The organism is Exiguobacterium sp. SH3S1 (assembly GCF_004337105.1).
Lineage (GTDB): Bacteria > Bacillota > Bacilli > Exiguobacteriales > Exiguobacteriaceae > Exiguobacterium > Exiguobacterium aurantiacum_A.
Genome location: NZ_SJUW01000003.1, coordinates 46236 through 62827, shown reverse-complemented (window position 1 = coordinate 62827; position 16592 = coordinate 46236). Strand labels below are relative to the sequence as shown.

The following is a 16592-nucleotide window of genomic DNA, read 5'->3' as shown; positions in this document are numbered from 1 at the left end:
TTTGGTCATCTTCGACCACATCATATCAATCTTTTTGAAAAATGCAAACTCTTTAACGCGAGAAGCGACGGTTGAGCGCGGTCCCAAAATGCGAGAACCGTTCTGTCCCGAGCTTACGACGGTTCGAGGCCGCAAACACGTAATAATCGACCTTCCCCATAAAATAAATCAAGCGCAGTCCTGCGATAAAGAACGTGATCGTCGTGCTGACAGCAAAGCCGACCCCATACCAATCGATCCCGCGCGATAGTAACGACAACGTGAACAAGGCGTTCAGTATGAAGAACGAGAGGCTGACGAACAACGCCCCACGCCGGTCCTCAAAATACAGCAAGAGCAGCGTCAGTACGAGAATCATCGCGTTCGCGAACGCGGCGAGCGTCGTCATCCGGAAAATCTGGCCGACTTCTTCCGGGACACCGATCCACCCGACGAACACACCCGCCATCAGGATCGCGAACAAGGTGACAACACCTTGACTTCGCCCAAGTCGGATCAATTCATTTTTCAACACCGTCGTCATCGTCTGCTTCGCTTTCTCAATTTGGTGTAACGCCCCGCCATAATTGATCAAGCCGTAAAACGTTCGGTAGCGCTCGTAAAACCTTGTCTCGACAGCGACGACGAACAAGAGCTGGGTCGGGATGATCGTCAAGTACGACCAGAACACGGCCGTGTCATAATACGGATTGAACACGAACGAATCGGCAATCACCATGCGCCCTTCACCAAACCAGATGATGAAGTTGGTCACCCAGATCCCAAGCACGTATAACACACCGATGGCGAACAAGTCCGGATACTTATCAAAGTACCGGAAGTATGAAAATTCTCGCGTCGCATACCTGAGCGGGAACGTTCGGAGCATCGCGAAGAATAGCCCGAACAGCGTCACGACCATCCCAACGGTAAAGCCAAACAGAAGTTCGAGGCTCGATGGGTTGACCATGAGACGACTGATCAAATAGACGCTCGCGACTGAAATAACCCCGCCTAGCAAGAAGCTGTAAGCGACCGCTTGATAAAATTTGGCGGCGCTCAAGAACAAGAACATGACCCAGATAACGTTGATGGTCATGAATAAGACGAACAGGACGAGCTTATAGGCTAAACCGAGCGGTGAAATCAGCCAAAACACGCTATACATGACGACGGCAGCAAGAATCGTCACTTTTAACATGCCGGTGAAGACAGGAAAGATCTCATGGGCTTTCTTTTCATAAAATAAATCGGCCACGTATCGCGTGACGACGAGCTGCTGAAAACTAAATAGAATTTGCGAGAAAATGAACGCGTAAGACACGGATAGCATAAACAGCGTCCGTTCCTCGAGTGACAACATCGGCATCTGAAACGCCAACCATTGAATCGTACCGACAACGAGGATGACGATCAGCCAAGGGCCTGATGTGACGAGCCCGGAAAACGTGTACGCCTTCAGTCTTGAAGAGTAATAGTCTTCTTGAAACAACTTTTGTAACTTAAACCCGATGCCCGCCATACTGTTCCCTCCTCGCTTCATAGATGGCTTTATAGCGGTCGACGAACTGTTGCAATCGATAATACTGACGGACACGCTCGCGGCCGTTTTTACCGAAGCGCATCCGTTCGCGCGGATAATCCATCATCCATTCGACTTTGTCAGCGATGGCTTCCGGATGGACCGGAGGAACGATGAAGCCGGCCGGACCGAACGGATCGTCAGCGCGTCCGTAAAGTAGTTCCGAACAAGCCCCGACATCGGTCGCCACCCAAGGGATGCCAGCCGCCATCCCTTCTAAAATGGCGAGCGGCTGCCCTTCCGATATGCTCGTCAACAACAACAAATCAAATTTCGGCAACCAGTCTTGCACGTTCACTTTCCCGACGAGTTCGACATAGTCGGTCAGCCCGCTCTGCTCAATCAGTAGATGACACTCTTCAGCGTACTCTTCGTCCTCATCAAGCGGACCCATGATTGTCAGTTTAAACAGCCGATGGCGCTCTTGAAGGATTTTTGCGGAATAGATCATCGTCTTCAAATCCTTGATCGGAACGAGGCGGACGATGGCCCCAATTTGGAACACATCATTCTCGGCTCGCTCAAGCGTAGCGCGGATATGACGGTCGTCAATCCCGTTGGCGATAATTTTTGTCTTCTCGCTAGGCGCCCCAATCCACTCTTGATATTCGCGATTCCGCTCAAACAGCGTGATAATCTCATCGGCCGCGTTATACGCCTCGCGTGACAAGTGGTGGAAAAAGCGAACCCACCTCGGTTTGTAAGGGGACGGAATCCAATAAGACTGAAGGATTTCTTCCTCGCGTTCACGTGAGTAGATGCCGTGTTCGGTCAAAATGAACGGGATGCCTTGCGTCTCTTTCATGTAAGATGCGACGACGCCGGCGTAGCCTGTCGAGATGGAGTGGACGAGATCGACTTTTGGTAACGGTTGATGCAACACACGCAAGATCGGCATATACATACTCTGCCACATCCAAAAATAGTCGATGAACGATCCGCCGTTCATTTCTTCTGCGTAAGCTGCTTTTACGTTGCTCCAAAAGAACTCGCTTGAGAAGAAGGCTTGGCTTGACGGGACTTGTTTCCCGAGAATGCCGAGCGCTTGCCGATTCGGGTTTTTCAACATGAGCCATTCGGAAATTTTCCGTTCGTCTTCGGCGTCGAGTTTCATTCGACCCTTCGCCTTTTTATCCGTATCGCTTAAATAAAGGTGCGTGATTCCTGACACGTTTTGCGGCAACTTATATTTCATATCTTCTGGTCGCTTGACCGACGGCTGAATCGAGATGATTTCAAACTCGACTTCCGGCATCGCTTCAATCAGCGTCTGCGTCCAACTCGAGACACCTCCGCTCACATACGGGTAACTCCCTTCTAACACGAGCCCAATCTTCATTGTGGGTCCCCCTTGATGGCGATTTCAGCGTTCGCTGATGTCAATTGGACGAGATAGAGTGGACGGTCCGCCTCCATCTGCTCGACCGTACCGAATGCGAACTCGCCTGTGTCCAATGATTGGCCGACTTTTAGACGGACGGTAAAGTGTGACGGATTGACGAGTCCGTCCCCAGTCAAATAAATGGTCTCGTCATCAAACGTGACGTTCAAGTCTGCCTCTTGATACGTGATTAGTTTTTCCGTCGCATAGTGCTGTGTATAGGCTTCCAGGTGAGGATAATGGTCATTTACGTCGTGGACGATTTTGCGTAGGCTCGTAAACATCGTATCCCAGTCTCGACCGAAGGCACGGTCTGGGTCGATGACGTCATCCGGGTGGATAAAGTGTGAAAACACTCCAAAGTTAGCGATGGCATCAACCATTTGGAAAATCGAACCTCTTTCTTCCCCGTAGTCACTCGTGATGCGCGGGAAATGATAGATTCCGGCATGTGTCGTATCAAATTCGAACTCTTGGACAAAATCACCACTTTCCGGGTCACCGGTATAGAGTGACGCAATCGTCCGCAGTTCAGGCAACGCCTCAGCAATCGCGTCGACACCGGTACGATTGAGTGCATTCGAAGGTGGGACGTATGATTTGAGTTGTTCTGCCGGGAAATAGTTAGCAAATACCGATTCTGCCTGTAGCAGCGAACGCTTCATCTCGTCCTTGTCTTTCCACGGAATATATCCGTACGTCGGATCGATCGGTTCATCGGCCGTGACAAGCGATTGGTGGTTATATCCGTGCAACCCGATTTCACCACCCTGCGCCAATAGTTTTCGGCCGAAATAGAGCATCGGGAACTCGCCGCGTTTAATCAATTTTTCATCTAGCAGTTCCATCTCTTCTTCGTACGTCCCGATCATCGCGCCCGTGTAAATGATGTCGTCATCTTGAGCCATGTCGACCATGTCTTTCCACCAATCTTCGGCAAAGAAGTCTTTAACCGATTTATCGAGTGGTGTCGCCGAGACATCTTTCATCTTGCCGTCCATGACTGGAGCCGGAAAGTCATCGATATACATGAGCTTAATCGCCGCTTGGGCACCCACGAACGCAGGCGGTAACGTTCCGAGCGTTTGGACGAACAGTCCGCGAATCATCTTTTGATCGGTGGTCGTTGTATTCCAGTACAGAACGTTCCCGTCACCGACCTCATATTCCCAAAGGACGGGAAACCCTTCCGCTGACAGCATAACGTTCACTTCGTCTGCAATTGCGAAGTCAACGACACTATGGACGAACAGATCGTCCGGTGGATTCAAGTCGACATAACCCGGGAAAATCGTTTCTTCGAAGTTCAGACCATAAACATCTGGAACGAATTCACCGATTTCTTCGATACCTGTCACTTCATTCCAAGCGGGGTCTTTGAAGCGGTTGGCGAACACGACATTGCCTCCTTGTTCGACGAACCGTTTCGTCTCTTGCAATGGCCATGTCGTGGTTTTTTCGCCTGTAAATATGATGATACTGTAGGGCGACGGCACGATCGAACTGACCTCGCCCGCCTCAATTTCTCGAACGTCTAGTTTGGCGTAACGCAAGCCATGCAATAAATTATCTGCCGTATTGACCGCCAAATCACCTTCGTCTCGGACAAGGTAAACTTGAAGTTGGTGCTCTCCTGTTTTAGCGGAAGCATCCCCTTGCAATTGATCGATATTCATTCGTTGTTCAGCAACGTTCGGTAACAACGTATGCAAGGAATGGATCCTCAAGTATTGGATTGCACCGACGACGACGAGAAATAACACGATGAAGAGCGAGAATGAGATTATAGTTCGTTTTTCCATGATGTCGAGTCACTCCATTCTTCAAACAACAGTCGGTGCTCATACGGCACATCGTCTAACGAAAATTGTGTTTGCATCATAAACATGACAGCCTTCACCTCGGTCCACCGCTCCCGTTCATAGTAAAAGTCGATGAGCATGAGGTGGGCCTCGATGCGTTCCGGGAAATGGTGAACATACTCCTTCAAAATTTCGAGCTGATCTCTCGGACGTTTTAACGTGATGTAGACTTCGTTTAAATCCTCATAAATCCATGAAGACGGCGGATACAGTGTCTTCGCTGTCAAAATCTCTTTTAACCAGGCCTCGCGTTTGTCTTTCAACATGACTTCCGTGATCAGTTCACTGTGAACCATCCGTTTGTATATTGTCGCTAGCCGGCGAATCGTTTCCGGGTTTCCTAAATCGTATTCACGCTTCGCCAATTTCAATTCCTGCTCATACTGATTGATGAGAATGTTCATCGTCGCGGCCGCATAATGGACCGTTTCACTGTCCGTGCTCTCAAGCCCCATCTGCAAGTATTTCCCTTGGTTATTGATGGACTGGTTGACGTGCGTCAAAATCGAGTGCTTGCGGATCGCGGGATCTTTTGAATTGATGGCATCGGCTAACGGCAACAGGCTAGAGCTCGTTTTCGCATCGTGCCGAATCTGCTCATAATTGACGACCCGAAAATCAATATACTCATCGTAATCTTCAATCAGTCCGCTCCGATCAAAGCGTTCTGCGAAGCGATAAATCGCATATACTGCGACTTCAGCGACAAAAGGTAAAAATAGGCCGAAGCATAAAGCGACCACTGCCACCCCGTAGTCTAGCGCTTTCATTTTCCGCTTCAACACCACTAACAAAACGAACGCTAAGATTGCGTGAATCACATAGAGCCCAATCCAAACTAAACTGTCGATGGCTTCCATGAACTCACACTCCCTTCTGGATCAAAATCCCTTCGATCCGATCATAAATTCGTTGACGGTTCTCCTCACTCGTTCCTGGGAGTAGCAGCAAGAGCTTGTTCTCGTCTTCGTCATAACCGACAATATCAATCTCTCGCAAATACGACTGCACGATCGCTTCAATACTTTCGAGCGAGACTGGTTCATAACCGAGCGCATACTCGAGTACGATGAACGGTTGGTCGTGATGAAGTTTCTTTTGCTCTTGAAGCGCCATTATCTCGATGAACGCCTCTTTCTTATAGAACGATGTGCCCGGGTAGAGCTTCTCGTGTTGCTCTTTACGAATCAAGTTTTGCGCGTTTGTGATTCGCGTCCCAATCCATGAGAACAGGATATTTAATACGTGGAGGTCATCTGTCGTCAGTTTCCGGAGCGGCAGACGCTTAATGACGACAACTTCACGCGTCTCTCCGTCAATCACGATCGGAGCGAGCAACATCGGATCCGTGTCGTCATCATCGAGTTGTCGTAACATCGTTTCTTGGACTTGGAAGAAACGTTTGAACATACTCGACGCCTCATCTAAGAAAATTGTTTGTGGAAACTCTTTCTTCTCGGCTTGGCGAATGATTAGACGCATCGACTTTTGCGATCGATCGACATGATAGATGGCGACGTCGCTCGCCAAGAAATATTTTTTAAGCAGACGAATCGTCTCGCTACGAATCAATTCAGGATGTGGCAAGTCAAGCGAGACAGCTAGTTCGTACAATTGATTTAAACTGTATTCCGATTGAAGTAATTTTTGACGAAGAGTCGTTTGCGAAGTGTTGAGTAAATCGACGGTCTCTTTCAAATACGTGTTTTCATCTTTCAGTTCTTCGTTGCGAAACTGACTGATTTCATAACGCTCTCGAAATGAAGTGCTAAACAAGCCGACGATGACGGTGAGTGCGAAGTAATAGAAAAGGGTGAGAAGTGAGTTTGTATCGTAGAACAGTAAGAAGATATCGCCTCCGACAAGTCCGGTGTAGAGGACTTTGTACAGCAGCAAGACGGCGAAACTAATCAATCCAAAGGTTGTTCCGTAACGTAGCGCGAATAAGATGGCGGCTACATAAAATAGGTTCAAATCATTTTGAATCGTCCCTAAATTGAAAGCTAAATCGATTCCAATCAACAGAGTAAACACGACAAGAATTTCGGCCCACTTAATCCACGGGCGGTCTTGAGCATATAGAATGATAATCCCCTCCCAACGATTAGTCACAGCTTCATAACACGAATGTCATGCTTACTTATTTGGCGCTCGCAGCAAATTCCCCTGCTAATTTTCTTAATCTCCTTCCTGAAAATCCCACGTATCGTAATAAGTGGGTTCATGATAATGGATGAACCCGTTCGCTTCCGCCAAGTCTCGACTAATGGCTTCCTCTTGGTCCGAAACGGTAAGTACCGCAGTCCCATACTGTTCTTGAATCACATTCATCCGGTCCAACATGTCCATCGACCAAGAGTCCGATGTGATCTCCGAATAATTGAACCCCTCCCACATGAACCCATCCACGTATGGAGCGCTCGTTCGTTCAAGCGTTTCGATTCCCCAATTTTGTACAATCGGGACCCCGGGGTAAGTCTGTTTAATCGCTTTTAAAAATGCTTCTAACCCGTTCAATTGTTCAGTCAAGTCTTCGGGATAGTCGAGGTGTACATCGTCGATATCTCCAACCGTGTCTAAAAAGATACCGTCCAAGTGTTTATTGATGACTTGCTTTTGAATTTCGCGCATCAAAATCTTCCGAAAATGGTCCGAACTGATATCCGTCAAATAAGAATCCCATTTCGGAAAATAAATCCGCTCTCCGTCCCGATAGAAAAAATCATCTTGTTTCATTTGACCGATCAGTTCCCGATTCCACGTGTCCGCCTCCATCACGTTTATATAACCGAGCACTTTCGTGCCGTTCGAACGAATCGCTTCAATCTGTTCCGGTGTATACCAAATCGGTTCGATGATCACGAGATCATACCGGGTCATATCCTCAATAATCGCCTCGGTCGGAATGTTGTAAAAAATTTTATACGAGCTGATTTTATCAAAATCAAATGGTTTCTTCGTGGCACATCCACCTAACAGCAGAAGCAGCACTAAACTCGTCAACCTAAAGCGTCGCACACGGACACCTCCTTGTCGCAGAATCCTTCATGGTGCAATCAGGTCCGTTTGACGTCAATTGTTCAGGGAAACAACTTAGTATGACTTAGCAAAAAAGGAGAGATGAGGATGAATACGATTTTACTGACGGTTGCCCTCTTATTCGTCGGACTGAACGTATATACCTTCTTCCGCCGACAGACGTACCGGCAGACTGGATTTGACGGCCGGTTATTCAGCCACCTTTTTATCAGCTTGTTAGGCGTGTTGATCGGATTTGCCTTGGTGTATTACGCGTTGTCGTGGGACGGGGTCATTCTCGTCACGTCACTTGAGACGATGACCGCTGTCGAGCCATCATGGCAAAATCTGCTCTATTTCAGCGGCGTCACGCTTCTATCAATTGGATTCGGTGACTTACTGCCGGTTGGGCCGGCCCGTCTGTTCGCCCTACTCGAAGCGGCAATCGGAATCTTGCTCCCGACCGCGTTTTTCGTAAAATCGATGTATAAAAAAGAAGACTGACAAGCAGTCTTCTAGCGTCCAGTGATCAATAAGTACAAATTGAATGCGACGAGTCCAAGCGGAAATAAGGCCACGACAACGATTGGCCATTTCTTCGTCCGGATGCCGACAAATAAGAGTAAACTCCCCACTAGGAGCGCGATGAACGTCGTATACGGATTCAAGCGTCATTCCCCCTTCTATAGAGGGGGTTTCCCGACTCGGCTAAAAACTAATCGTTTGAAGTCCAAAGCGTCGAAAAAGCGTCACGAATCCGCTTGGACTCGTCGTCCCGAAATGAGTTGCCACTTTTCTCCGAAACACGCCGACTGAAGACGCAGAACTGCTCGACCAACGTTTCAAACGCGGCTGCAATCGCCGCAGGATCCGCGACCGGGTATGTCCGTAAGTATGCTTGCCAAGCTTGATTTGATAAGTGGTTCACCAAAGCGTCCCCAGCTTTCCCGATATTCGCGGAAAAGCCGGTCCTATATCCGACATCCCACGCCATCATCTGTCGGAGCATGTCTCGCATGATCGTCACGTGATCGAGCGCATACAGCAGTTGATTGCGCTTCAGTCCTTTCACGACATACAATGACACCCACCAAAACTCGTTCCAACACGACACATAGTCAAACGCGCTCGGACGTTCGACTCGGTACGTCTCATCGCTCGGCACAGGCAGGCCTGCCGTGTCATCTTTATCGAGCATGACGAGACTGAGCGAATCTTCCGCAATCGCCTCCTCCACGGCGTGAACAGGGCGAACGGTCAGATCGATCCGATGACCGGCTGCAAACTGGACGAGAAACGCAAACCGCTCGTATCTTGTTTGAGACGGTGACTCGTCCGGGGTCTGCATGATCAACACGTCGCCGAACCGGTCGATCCAAGACCGATCCGTTATAAACGATGATACGTCCAGAACGAAAAATGTGACATCCACATCTTGAAAGCGGTCCGGTGCGACGTTCGGATTGACGAGCGACCCGTTCAAGATGACGCTGCGGACGTCGGCCCGTTCAGTCGCGAAAGCGAGCAGTTTTCCAAGCACGGTCTCCTGTTTCACTCGACGATGGCCCCAAGCGAACGCGCGACTTGGACGGCCTGCATGACGTCGAGTTTCGTCTTTTTGAGCGTAACGTCCGTGAAATCGACCCCGTCCATGTCAGCACCTATGAAGTCGGCAGCCGTACAGTCCGCATGCTGCAGGACGGCACGTGTCAACGCAGCGTTCGTCCAGCGCGACTCCTTCAAGTCCGCCCCGTACAAATCAGCCTCTACTAGACGAACATCCGACCAATCCATTTTTCGGAGCGGTGCGTGACGTAAATTGACGAACGACCAGTCGCCCCCACGAACGGTCACGCCCTCAAACGTACACGACTCGAACGAAGAACCTGTCATCTTGCATTGATCGAACTCACTTAAAAACAAATTCGCCCCATTGAATTGACAGTTTAAAAACGAACTGCCGACGTGGCGCGACGCGTTCCATTTCGAGTCGGTAAAGTCACAGTTGATGAAGCGGCACTGCTCGGTCTCGAACTCGGTCGCGTCGATGTACGTGAACCGACAGTTCTCGAACGTCGTATGTGAAAGTTGAAGGTCGCGGAGCGTCTCCTCTCGAAAATCTTCTCCCTCATAGACTGCATTTGATTGAAACATGCCCTGCCTCCTTGGCGTATACTGGTTGTAGCTAAAGGAATGGAGTGATGAAAGATGGATATCGTATTTCCGACCAATCAAGGCACGTTCAACTACCGCGTCGCCGGCATTTGGGTGAAAGACGGGCACTTGTTGGTCCACCGAAACATAAATGACGACTTTTGGGCGTTGCCGGGCGGTCGTGTCGCTATCGGGGAACAAGCCGAACTCGCTTTGATGCGCGAACTGGAAGAAGAGCTCAACGCGACACTGACGGGAACGACGTTCGCTTGCGTCTCCGAAAATTTCTTCACGTACTTAGAACGCACGGTTCATGAGATCGGCATGTATTTTTATGTATCGGGTGACCTACCGCTCCGGACCGGCGACTTTCACGGACCAGAAGGAGATCACCTCATCTATCGTTGGCAGCCGCTCGAGCAGTTACGCGAACTGACGTTGTATCCAGAGACGCTCTATACGTTGCCCGAGACATTGCCGCCTCATTTCATTGACCGCTGACCTAGTAGCCACGCGTCACAAGATCGTTTTTAGTTCGTTCAAGTCTCGAATCTCATACGTCGTCTCGACCGTTGCCGCAACCTCATCCGGGTTGTACCAACACGTATCGAGGCCGTACATGCGTCCTCCGGCGATGTCCGCCGTCAGCGAGTCACCGACGATGAGCCCGCGCTCTGGCGACACGTTCGGGACACGTTCGAACACGTAATCGAAGAACGGTTTCATCGGCTTTTGCGATCCCGTCGCGTCGGAGACGAACACGTCCTTGAAATACGGGAGCAACCCCGACGCCTCAAGCCGCTTGAACTGTGTCTCTGTCACACCGTTCGTGACGATATAGAGCGGATACTGTTCACTGAGGGTTTGCACGAGTTCGAGTGCCCCATCGATGATGTGCACCCCGTCGTGCAAATGGTCCCGATAGCGCTGTTCGACTTCATGCGCATCGATCGCAATCCCGAGCGTGTCGAACAGTTGCGTGTGGCGGCCCATCAAGACGTCTTCTCGTCCGACCTCACCGCGTTCAAACGCGCGCCATAGCCCGTTGTTGATCGTCACGTATTGTTGTTTTAACGCATCGGTCATCCGGACGTTATGTGAGGCGAGCAATTGCTCCAAGGCGACGTGCTCGCTCCGTTTAAAGTCTAGCAACGTATCGTCGACATCAAATAAAATAGCTTCATACCGTTTCATAATTTGAATTACCCCTCTCTGCCTCTAATGTACAGGAACAGGCCGAGAAGTTCAAAACAAGGAGTGAGTCACATGGCTAAACGACCGATCACCAATCTCGAGTATTCAGATAAAGAACGTGAATCATTTTTCTATCTGACCGACGAGATGTTCGGCATCGATTTTCGCGGATGGTATTTGGACGGTGAATGGACCACCGATATCGCTGTTATTCGTTGACGTTCTACCGGAACATCATCTCGAACGTCAGCATGAGCCGGATGACCCTCGTGACGGACGGAACCGCTCGTGAGATGTATCAAATCGGGACGGTCATGACGGACGAGGACCGACAAGGACAAGGACTCGCCACCCGCGTCTTCAAGCACCTCTTCAAACAATATGACTCCGATGGATTGCCCTATATTTTGGCTTGTGACGAGGGCCTCGAACCATTTTATCAAAATCAGGCGAGAATACTCCCACTTCTAAACGACGCGGGCGAAGCCCTAGTGAAAGTGGGAGATGAATCGCCTTCGAACCAGGCGTGTCTTTCGATACGTCAATGGTTCGACATCGTGTTTGAACTTCCTGAAATCAGGTAAAAAATAAGTGTCACGTTCCTTGAAAACTGAAGATATAGGGTTGTGGCAGGAAGTTCGTCTGTCACGTAAAATCTTCAACGTTCACCTAGCGGATGACCGAAGTAGCGAAAACCAAGCAAAGTAGGCATCAGCACTAAAGAAACGGACAAGGTCAACTTCCAACCGTCGGGACGACGGGGGTAGCCTGATCAGGTTCCGGCTGATAGGTCGGATAACTCAGGAATCCTCCACCTCTAAGCAAGGCGTAGGTGGGGGTAGTTCAAGAGAAGCAAGGGTTCACTGTCCAACACGAACCGGAGCTATTTGTCTCCGTTTCGGGCTCGGCGCCCCCGCTCGAACACGTCGACGTCGTGGCACGGCTCTCCTTTGATGGGATCGCGGAAATCGTCTTTGAATTCACACCTGACTTGGCCGATGTCGAACGACGTGCGTCACGTGCACGTGACGGACAATGGATGATCCGTATGAGTGACGGCCACCTTTTCCCGGAAGGCTGTCGCTTCCCGAGTTTATCGAAAGCATGAAATAACACGCCTTGCAACAGAGTCTGATGGTGCGAGCGTACTCATAAGAGAAGAGGACCGTTCCGACAATAGGTCAGAATGGTCCTCTTCTCTTATCCAAGAATATTTTTTTGGTTCTCAAACGCTGTTTTTAAACAATGAGCCGCCTCTTTCACCGCCCGTTTCGCCTCTGGGACGAACGCATAGTAGTTCGTGAAGCCGTGGATCAGCCCCCCGTAATTTTTATACGTCACCGGGACACCGAGGCTGATCAATTTGTTCGCATAAGCCCGCCCGACGTCACGGAGCGGGTCGTACTCGGCCGTCAGTAGTGTCGTCGCAGGCAGTTGTTCTAAGCGATCGGACAAAATTGGCGACGCATACGGATGTGTCAACTCATTTTCGTCATTAAAATATTGCTGCTGGAACCAACGGATCAACCCTTCGTCAAGCAAGTAGCCGGTAGCGTAATCAATCAAAGATAACGGCAAGTTCTCTTCGGTCCCGGTCACCGGGTAAAACAGGAGCTGATGAACGAGTGACGGCCCCCCGCGCTCACTCGTAATCAATGCGCTGACCGTGGCGAGCGTCCCGCCGGCACTGTCGCCGCCGACGGCGAGTCGTGACGCATCTACGTTTAATTCCGAAGCGTGTTCCCCGATCCAAACGAGTGCATCGTAAGCGTCTTCGACTGGGGCTGGAAATTTATGTTCCGGCGCGAGGCGATACCCGACCGAGATGACGGTACAGTCCGCCTCGTTCGCGAGGGTGCGGCAAATCGCATCGTGTGTCTCGATGCTGCCGGTGACGTAACCGCCGCCGTGATAGTAGACAAGTGCCGGGGCGGTCGTTGCTCCTGACCGATAAATCCGAATCGGGAGCGTACGCCCTGGGAGCGAGAGATCCAAGTCCTCGACTTCGTGAACGTGCTCTTTATGCTGGAACCTCGTCAGCACTTCATCTTCCTGTCGTCTTAACTCGAGTGGGTTCATTTGCTCATATGTGGGTGACATCTGATTTTTAAATTGATCCAAATAAAATTGAATCGTCGGATTGACTGGCAATGGGAACCCCTTCTTTCTCTATTGGCGTACAGTTTCCTATTCCCAGCCGAACCCGTCATTAAGCAGACTCGCACACTTTTCGAAATTTAGAATGATAAAAGAATGCCAAGACGACACCGATAACGAACAAGACCGTCCAAGCGATGCCTAACAATCGAGCTAGCATCTATGACAAACGTCTTAGACTTCCTCCTGTTGATTCTTTTTCCACCAGACGAACATAACGATTCCCATGCCGACGAACAGAACCATCATTGAGAAAATCAACTGTTGTTCAAGCGGCAGGCTCGTTTGCGCGAACACATATTGCGGCACAAACAGTAGAAGTGGAATAATCAGATTGATCCACGTCTTCGTCCACACCGACACGATGACGAGTGTGAGCACTGCTAGCCCGAACAACACGAACTGCCCGACCGTCCCAAACGTGATCTTCGGTGTCTCAACGAGCAGGTCGAAAGTCATCAAGCCTAGGAATAGCGTCATCGGCAATGCACCGAGCGCGGCATACGTCAACCCAGTTTTCATCTTGCCGCGAGACGAACCGGTCGACATCTTACGGAACACTTGTGTCACGGCGAGTAAAAGTATGACGGCGACGAGTGGGAAGCCGATCAGTTGGACCGTCGAGAACGTCATCTCTCCTTGAATAAAGTTTCCGATGATGATGTAGGCGAATACGCTCGGAATGATCATGCCGACAACTTTCACTACCCCTTTCACGTCAAACGCCATCTCGCTCCCGAGTTGGCGCATATACGCCTCAGGGCTCTGTCCGACGACATCGGTCACGTCCTTCCCTGCCCTCTCTGCTTCTTCCAAATGGTCTTTCAATTCTGCGGTCACGTCTTGCACTTCCCGTTCTGATTTCCCACTCGACATGAGATAGACCGCCAAATCATCTAAAAAATCACGACTCTTTTTCGAAAGTTCCACGTTCATTCCCCTCTCCTAGTACGCGGTCGACACCGCTCGACACATCTGCCCAACGCTTCCGGAACGCCATCAGTTCCTGCCCCCCAGCTTCCGTCAATACGTAATACTTTCGTTTCGGTCCCCCCGAAGGCAGAGGTTTTTGAATCGTCTCGACCCATCCTTCCTTTTTCATCCGCAGCAACACCGGGTAAATACTCCCCTCGCTCACCATCGTGAAACCGTACGCTTGAAGTTTCTCCGACATCTCATAGCCGTACGTCTCCCCTTTCGCGATGATGGCGAGCAGACACCCTTCGAGCAGACCTTTCAACATTTGACTCATTGCCATAGCGCAACCCTGCTTCCCTTCAAACTAACTTGTTATACACAATAGTAATGGATAAAGATACCAAAATCAACTAGTTTGTAAAGCAAGCTAGTGCACATTCCAATGTTTAGTTTTTGACAAGAGGTGAATACTTCTTATGGTGAAGAAAAAATAAAGGAGTGTTGTTATGCATACCGATTTTACGAAGATGTACATTGACGGCCAGTGGGTAGACGGTTCGAGCGACAAGTCGATCGACAACGTCAACCCGTTCACGGACGAGAAGCTGTTCTCGATCCGGTCAGCAGACGAGTCCGATCTCGACAAGGCGTATCAGGTAGCTAAGGAAGCGCAAGGCGAATGGGCGGTCATGCTGCCGCAAGAGCGCCGCGCCCTGATCGAGCGGTTCGCTGAACTGACGTTACACTATAAAGACGACATCATCGACTGGCTCGTGAAAGAGTCAGGCAGCACCCGCATCAAGGCAGAAGGCGAATTCGCTGCCTCGATGGCAATCATTAAAGAGGCGGCGACGTTCCCGTTCCGGATGGACGGCCTGATCAAACCGTCGATCGTACCGAACAAAGAGAACCGGGTCTACCGGAAGCCGCTCGGCGTCATCGGCGTCATCAGCCCATGGAACTTCCCGTTTCATCTCGCAGTCCGTTCAATCGTCTCGGCGCTCGCGACCGGCAACACGGTCGTCGTCAAACCAGCGACGGCGACACCGGTCACTGGCGGGCTCCTGTTCGCTTCATTGTTTGAAGAAGCCGGGCTCCCGAAAGGCGTCTTGAATATCGTCGTCGGTCGCGGCTCTGAGATTGGCGATGCCATCGTCGAGCACCCGATCCCAAAACTCATCTCGTTCACGGGATCGACCGAGGTCGGGAAAGGCATTGCGGAGAAGGCCGGACGTCTGTTGAAGAAGACCGCGCTCGAACTCGGCGGCAACAACGTCTTCGTCGTCCTAGACGATGCTGATATCGACCGCGCTGTCGAGTCGGCCGTCTACAGCAAGTTCTTCCATCAAGGTCAGATCTGTATGTCGACGAACCGGATTCTCGTCGCCGAATCGATTCATGACACGTTCCTCGAACGGTTCAACGAACGTGTCCGCGGCCTTAAATTCGGAAATCCGAATGAAGCCGATACACAAGTCGGACCGCTCATCGACCATGATCAAATCGATCGTATCCTCGACCAAATCGATCAGACGGTCAACGCCGGGGCGACGCTCCACGTCGGTGGCAAAGCGAACGGCAACGTGCTCGAACCGACCGTCCTTAGCGGTGTCACGAACGACATGCCGCTCGCCAAAAATGAGATCTTCGGACCGGTCGCCGTCATCTTGTCATTCAAAGACGACGAAGAAGCGCTCCATATCTCGAACGAACTTCCATATGGTCTTAGCGGAGCCGTCCACGGTTCGATTTACCGGGCGACCGAGTTCGCTCGCCGCGTCGAGACCGGGATGATCCACATCAACGACCAATCGGTGAACGACGAGCCGCACTTGCCGTTCGGCGGTGAGAAAGACTCAGGGCTCGGCCGCTTCAACGGCGAATGGGTGCTCGAGGAGTTCACGACGCTCCAATGGGTATCTGTCATGCATGAACGCCGTGAATACAAGCCGTTCTTCTCGTAATACAAAAAACTGTTTCGGTCCGTGGACCGAAACAGTTTTTTCATAGTTTCTTGACGAATTCTGACTTGAGCTTCATCGCGCCGAACCCATCGATTTTGCAATCGATATCGTGATCACCGTCGACGAGGCGGATACTTTTCACTTTCGTCCCTTGTTTGACGACGAGTGACGTACCTTTCACTTTCAAGTCTTTGATGACCGTGACCGTATCTCCATCTTGGAGCACGTTCCCGTTCGCGTCTTTAACCTCAGCGTCCGCCTCGGCCTCGGCCGCCTCGCTCGGTGACCACTCGTAAGCACATTCCGGGCAGACGAGCAGAGCGCCATCTTCATAGACGTAGGCCGACTGACATTTTGGGCAATTCGGTAGTTCTGTCATCTTG

The 16592-nt window shown here is 50.6% G+C and carries 20 protein-coding genes; 6 read left to right on the top strand and 14 right to left on the bottom strand.

The features are described from left to right. Positions 1-52: 52 nt before the first annotated feature. The 6 genes from pelG to EVJ26_RS04710 all read right to left on the bottom strand — a co-directional run bounded on the left by pelG (position 53) and on the right by EVJ26_RS04710 (position 7822). Positions 53-1501: an exopolysaccharide Pel transporter PelG gene (gene pelG / locus EVJ26_RS04735; RefSeq protein WP_131457578.1), complete on the bottom strand. Its 1449-nt coding sequence runs from the start codon at positions 1499-1501 to the stop codon at positions 53-55. Continuing rightward, positions 1482-2900 (bottom strand): GT4 family glycosyltransferase PelF, encoded by a 1419-nt coding sequence (pelF, locus tag EVJ26_RS04730; RefSeq protein WP_131469921.1) that lies wholly within the window; start codon positions 2898-2900, stop codon positions 1482-1484. The genes pelG and pelF overlap by 20 nt, the downstream gene beginning before the upstream one ends. Beyond that, positions 2897-4744 carry a DUF2194 domain-containing protein gene (locus EVJ26_RS04725; protein WP_131469920.1) on the bottom strand — a complete coding sequence of 616 codons (1848 nt, stop codon included), beginning with the start codon at positions 4742-4744 and terminating at the stop codon, positions 2897-2899. The genes pelF and EVJ26_RS04725 overlap by 4 nt, the downstream gene beginning before the upstream one ends. Further along, the gene (locus EVJ26_RS04720; RefSeq protein WP_131468398.1) at positions 4726-5664 is read right to left on the bottom strand and encodes a tetratricopeptide repeat protein; all 939 of its coding nucleotides are present in this window, start codon (positions 5662-5664) and stop codon (positions 4726-4728) included. Before EVJ26_RS04720 ends, EVJ26_RS04725 begins: the two co-directional genes overlap by 19 nt. A 4-nt stretch (positions 5665-5668) precedes the next feature. Then, positions 5669-6916: a GAF domain-containing protein gene (locus EVJ26_RS04715; RefSeq protein WP_131457581.1), complete on the bottom strand. Its 1248-nt coding sequence runs from the start codon at positions 6914-6916 to the stop codon at positions 5669-5671. Between the two features lie 66 nt (positions 6917-6982). Continuing rightward, on the bottom strand, positions 6983-7822 hold the full coding sequence (locus EVJ26_RS04710) for a glycoside hydrolase family 191 protein (RefSeq protein WP_236634139.1): 840 nt from the start codon (positions 7820-7822) through the stop codon (positions 6983-6985). A gap of 108 nt (positions 7823-7930) precedes the next feature. Here EVJ26_RS04710 and EVJ26_RS04705 point away from each other — a divergent pair, with 108 nt between their 5' ends. Further along, positions 7931-8326 carry an ion channel gene (locus tag EVJ26_RS04705; RefSeq protein ID WP_131468400.1) on the top strand — a complete coding sequence of 132 codons (396 nt, stop codon included), beginning with the start codon at positions 7931-7933 and terminating at the stop codon, positions 8324-8326. An 11-nt stretch (positions 8327-8337) separates the two neighbouring features. Here EVJ26_RS04705 and EVJ26_RS14450 read toward each other — a convergent pair whose 3' ends face one another. The 3 genes from EVJ26_RS14450 to EVJ26_RS04695 are packed head-to-tail and all read right to left on the bottom strand — an operon-like array spanning position 8338 to position 9976. Then, a complete protein-coding gene (locus EVJ26_RS14450) occupies positions 8338-8490 on the bottom strand; it encodes a hypothetical protein (RefSeq protein WP_021065921.1) in 153 nt (50 codons plus the stop codon). Positions 8491-8537: 47 nt separating this feature from the next. Further along, positions 8538-9377, bottom strand: coding sequence for an aminoglycoside 6-adenylyltransferase (locus EVJ26_RS04700; RefSeq protein WP_131469918.1), 840 nt, complete (start codon positions 9375-9377; stop codon positions 8538-8540). Further along, positions 9374-9976 (bottom strand): pentapeptide repeat-containing protein, encoded by a 603-nt coding sequence (locus EVJ26_RS04695; RefSeq protein ID WP_131464813.1) that lies wholly within the window; start codon positions 9974-9976, stop codon positions 9374-9376. The genes EVJ26_RS04700 and EVJ26_RS04695 overlap by 4 nt, the downstream gene beginning before the upstream one ends. 54 nt (positions 9977-10030) lie before the next feature. Between EVJ26_RS04695 and EVJ26_RS04690 the strand changes: the two genes are divergently transcribed. Further along, positions 10031-10477: an NUDIX hydrolase gene (locus tag EVJ26_RS04690; RefSeq protein ID WP_131469916.1), complete on the top strand. Its 447-nt coding sequence runs from the start codon at positions 10031-10033 to the stop codon at positions 10475-10477. Positions 10478-10492: 15 nt separating this feature from the next. Here the strand turns inward: EVJ26_RS04690 and EVJ26_RS04685 are convergent, their stop codons facing one another. Continuing rightward, positions 10493-11170, bottom strand: coding sequence for a YjjG family noncanonical pyrimidine nucleotidase (locus EVJ26_RS04685; protein WP_131469914.1), 678 nt, complete (start codon positions 11168-11170; stop codon positions 10493-10495). A 72-nt stretch (positions 11171-11242) separates the two neighbouring features. Here EVJ26_RS04685 and EVJ26_RS14390 point away from each other — a divergent pair, with 72 nt between their 5' ends. From EVJ26_RS14390 to EVJ26_RS04675, 3 genes are all read left to right on the top strand, one after another. After that, positions 11243-11389, top strand: coding sequence for a hypothetical protein (locus EVJ26_RS14390; protein WP_161567602.1), 147 nt, complete (start codon positions 11243-11245; stop codon positions 11387-11389). After that, the gene (locus EVJ26_RS04680) at positions 11359-11754 is read left to right on the top strand and encodes a GNAT family N-acetyltransferase (RefSeq protein WP_131469912.1); all 396 of its coding nucleotides are present in this window, start codon (positions 11359-11361) and stop codon (positions 11752-11754) included. The genes EVJ26_RS14390 and EVJ26_RS04680 overlap by 31 nt, the downstream gene beginning before the upstream one ends. Before the next feature lie 248 nt (positions 11755-12002). Beyond that, a complete protein-coding gene (locus EVJ26_RS04675) occupies positions 12003-12278 on the top strand; it encodes a hypothetical protein (protein WP_070329268.1) in 276 nt (91 codons plus the stop codon). A gap of 92 nt (positions 12279-12370) precedes the next feature. Here EVJ26_RS04675 and EVJ26_RS04670 read toward each other — a convergent pair whose 3' ends face one another. The 3 genes from EVJ26_RS04670 to EVJ26_RS04660 form a co-directional block, all read right to left on the bottom strand. Further along, positions 12371-13321, bottom strand: a complete 951-nt coding sequence (locus EVJ26_RS04670; protein WP_131469911.1) for an alpha/beta hydrolase — start codon at positions 13319-13321, stop codon at positions 12371-12373. A gap of 180 nt (positions 13322-13501) precedes the next feature. Next, entirely contained in the window at positions 13502-14263 is a 762-nt protein-coding gene (locus EVJ26_RS04665) for an HAAS domain-containing protein (RefSeq protein ID WP_131457589.1), read from the bottom strand. Further along, positions 14232-14585, bottom strand: coding sequence for a PadR family transcriptional regulator (locus EVJ26_RS04660; RefSeq protein WP_131457590.1), 354 nt, complete (start codon positions 14583-14585; stop codon positions 14232-14234). Before EVJ26_RS04660 ends, EVJ26_RS04665 begins: the two co-directional genes overlap by 32 nt. A 166-nt stretch (positions 14586-14751) precedes the next feature. Here EVJ26_RS04660 and EVJ26_RS04655 point away from each other — a divergent pair, with 166 nt between their 5' ends. Beyond that, positions 14752-16209 (top strand): aldehyde dehydrogenase family protein, encoded by a 1458-nt coding sequence (locus tag EVJ26_RS04655; RefSeq protein ID WP_131469910.1) that lies wholly within the window; start codon positions 14752-14754, stop codon positions 16207-16209. Positions 16210-16249: 40 nt separating this feature from the next. On the opposite strand, the gene EVJ26_RS04650 is transcribed toward EVJ26_RS04655, so the two are convergent. Further along, entirely contained in the window at positions 16250-16588 is a 339-nt protein-coding gene (locus EVJ26_RS04650) for a zinc ribbon domain-containing protein YjdM (RefSeq protein WP_131439500.1), read from the bottom strand. Between the last annotated feature and the right edge of the window lie 4 nt (positions 16589-16592).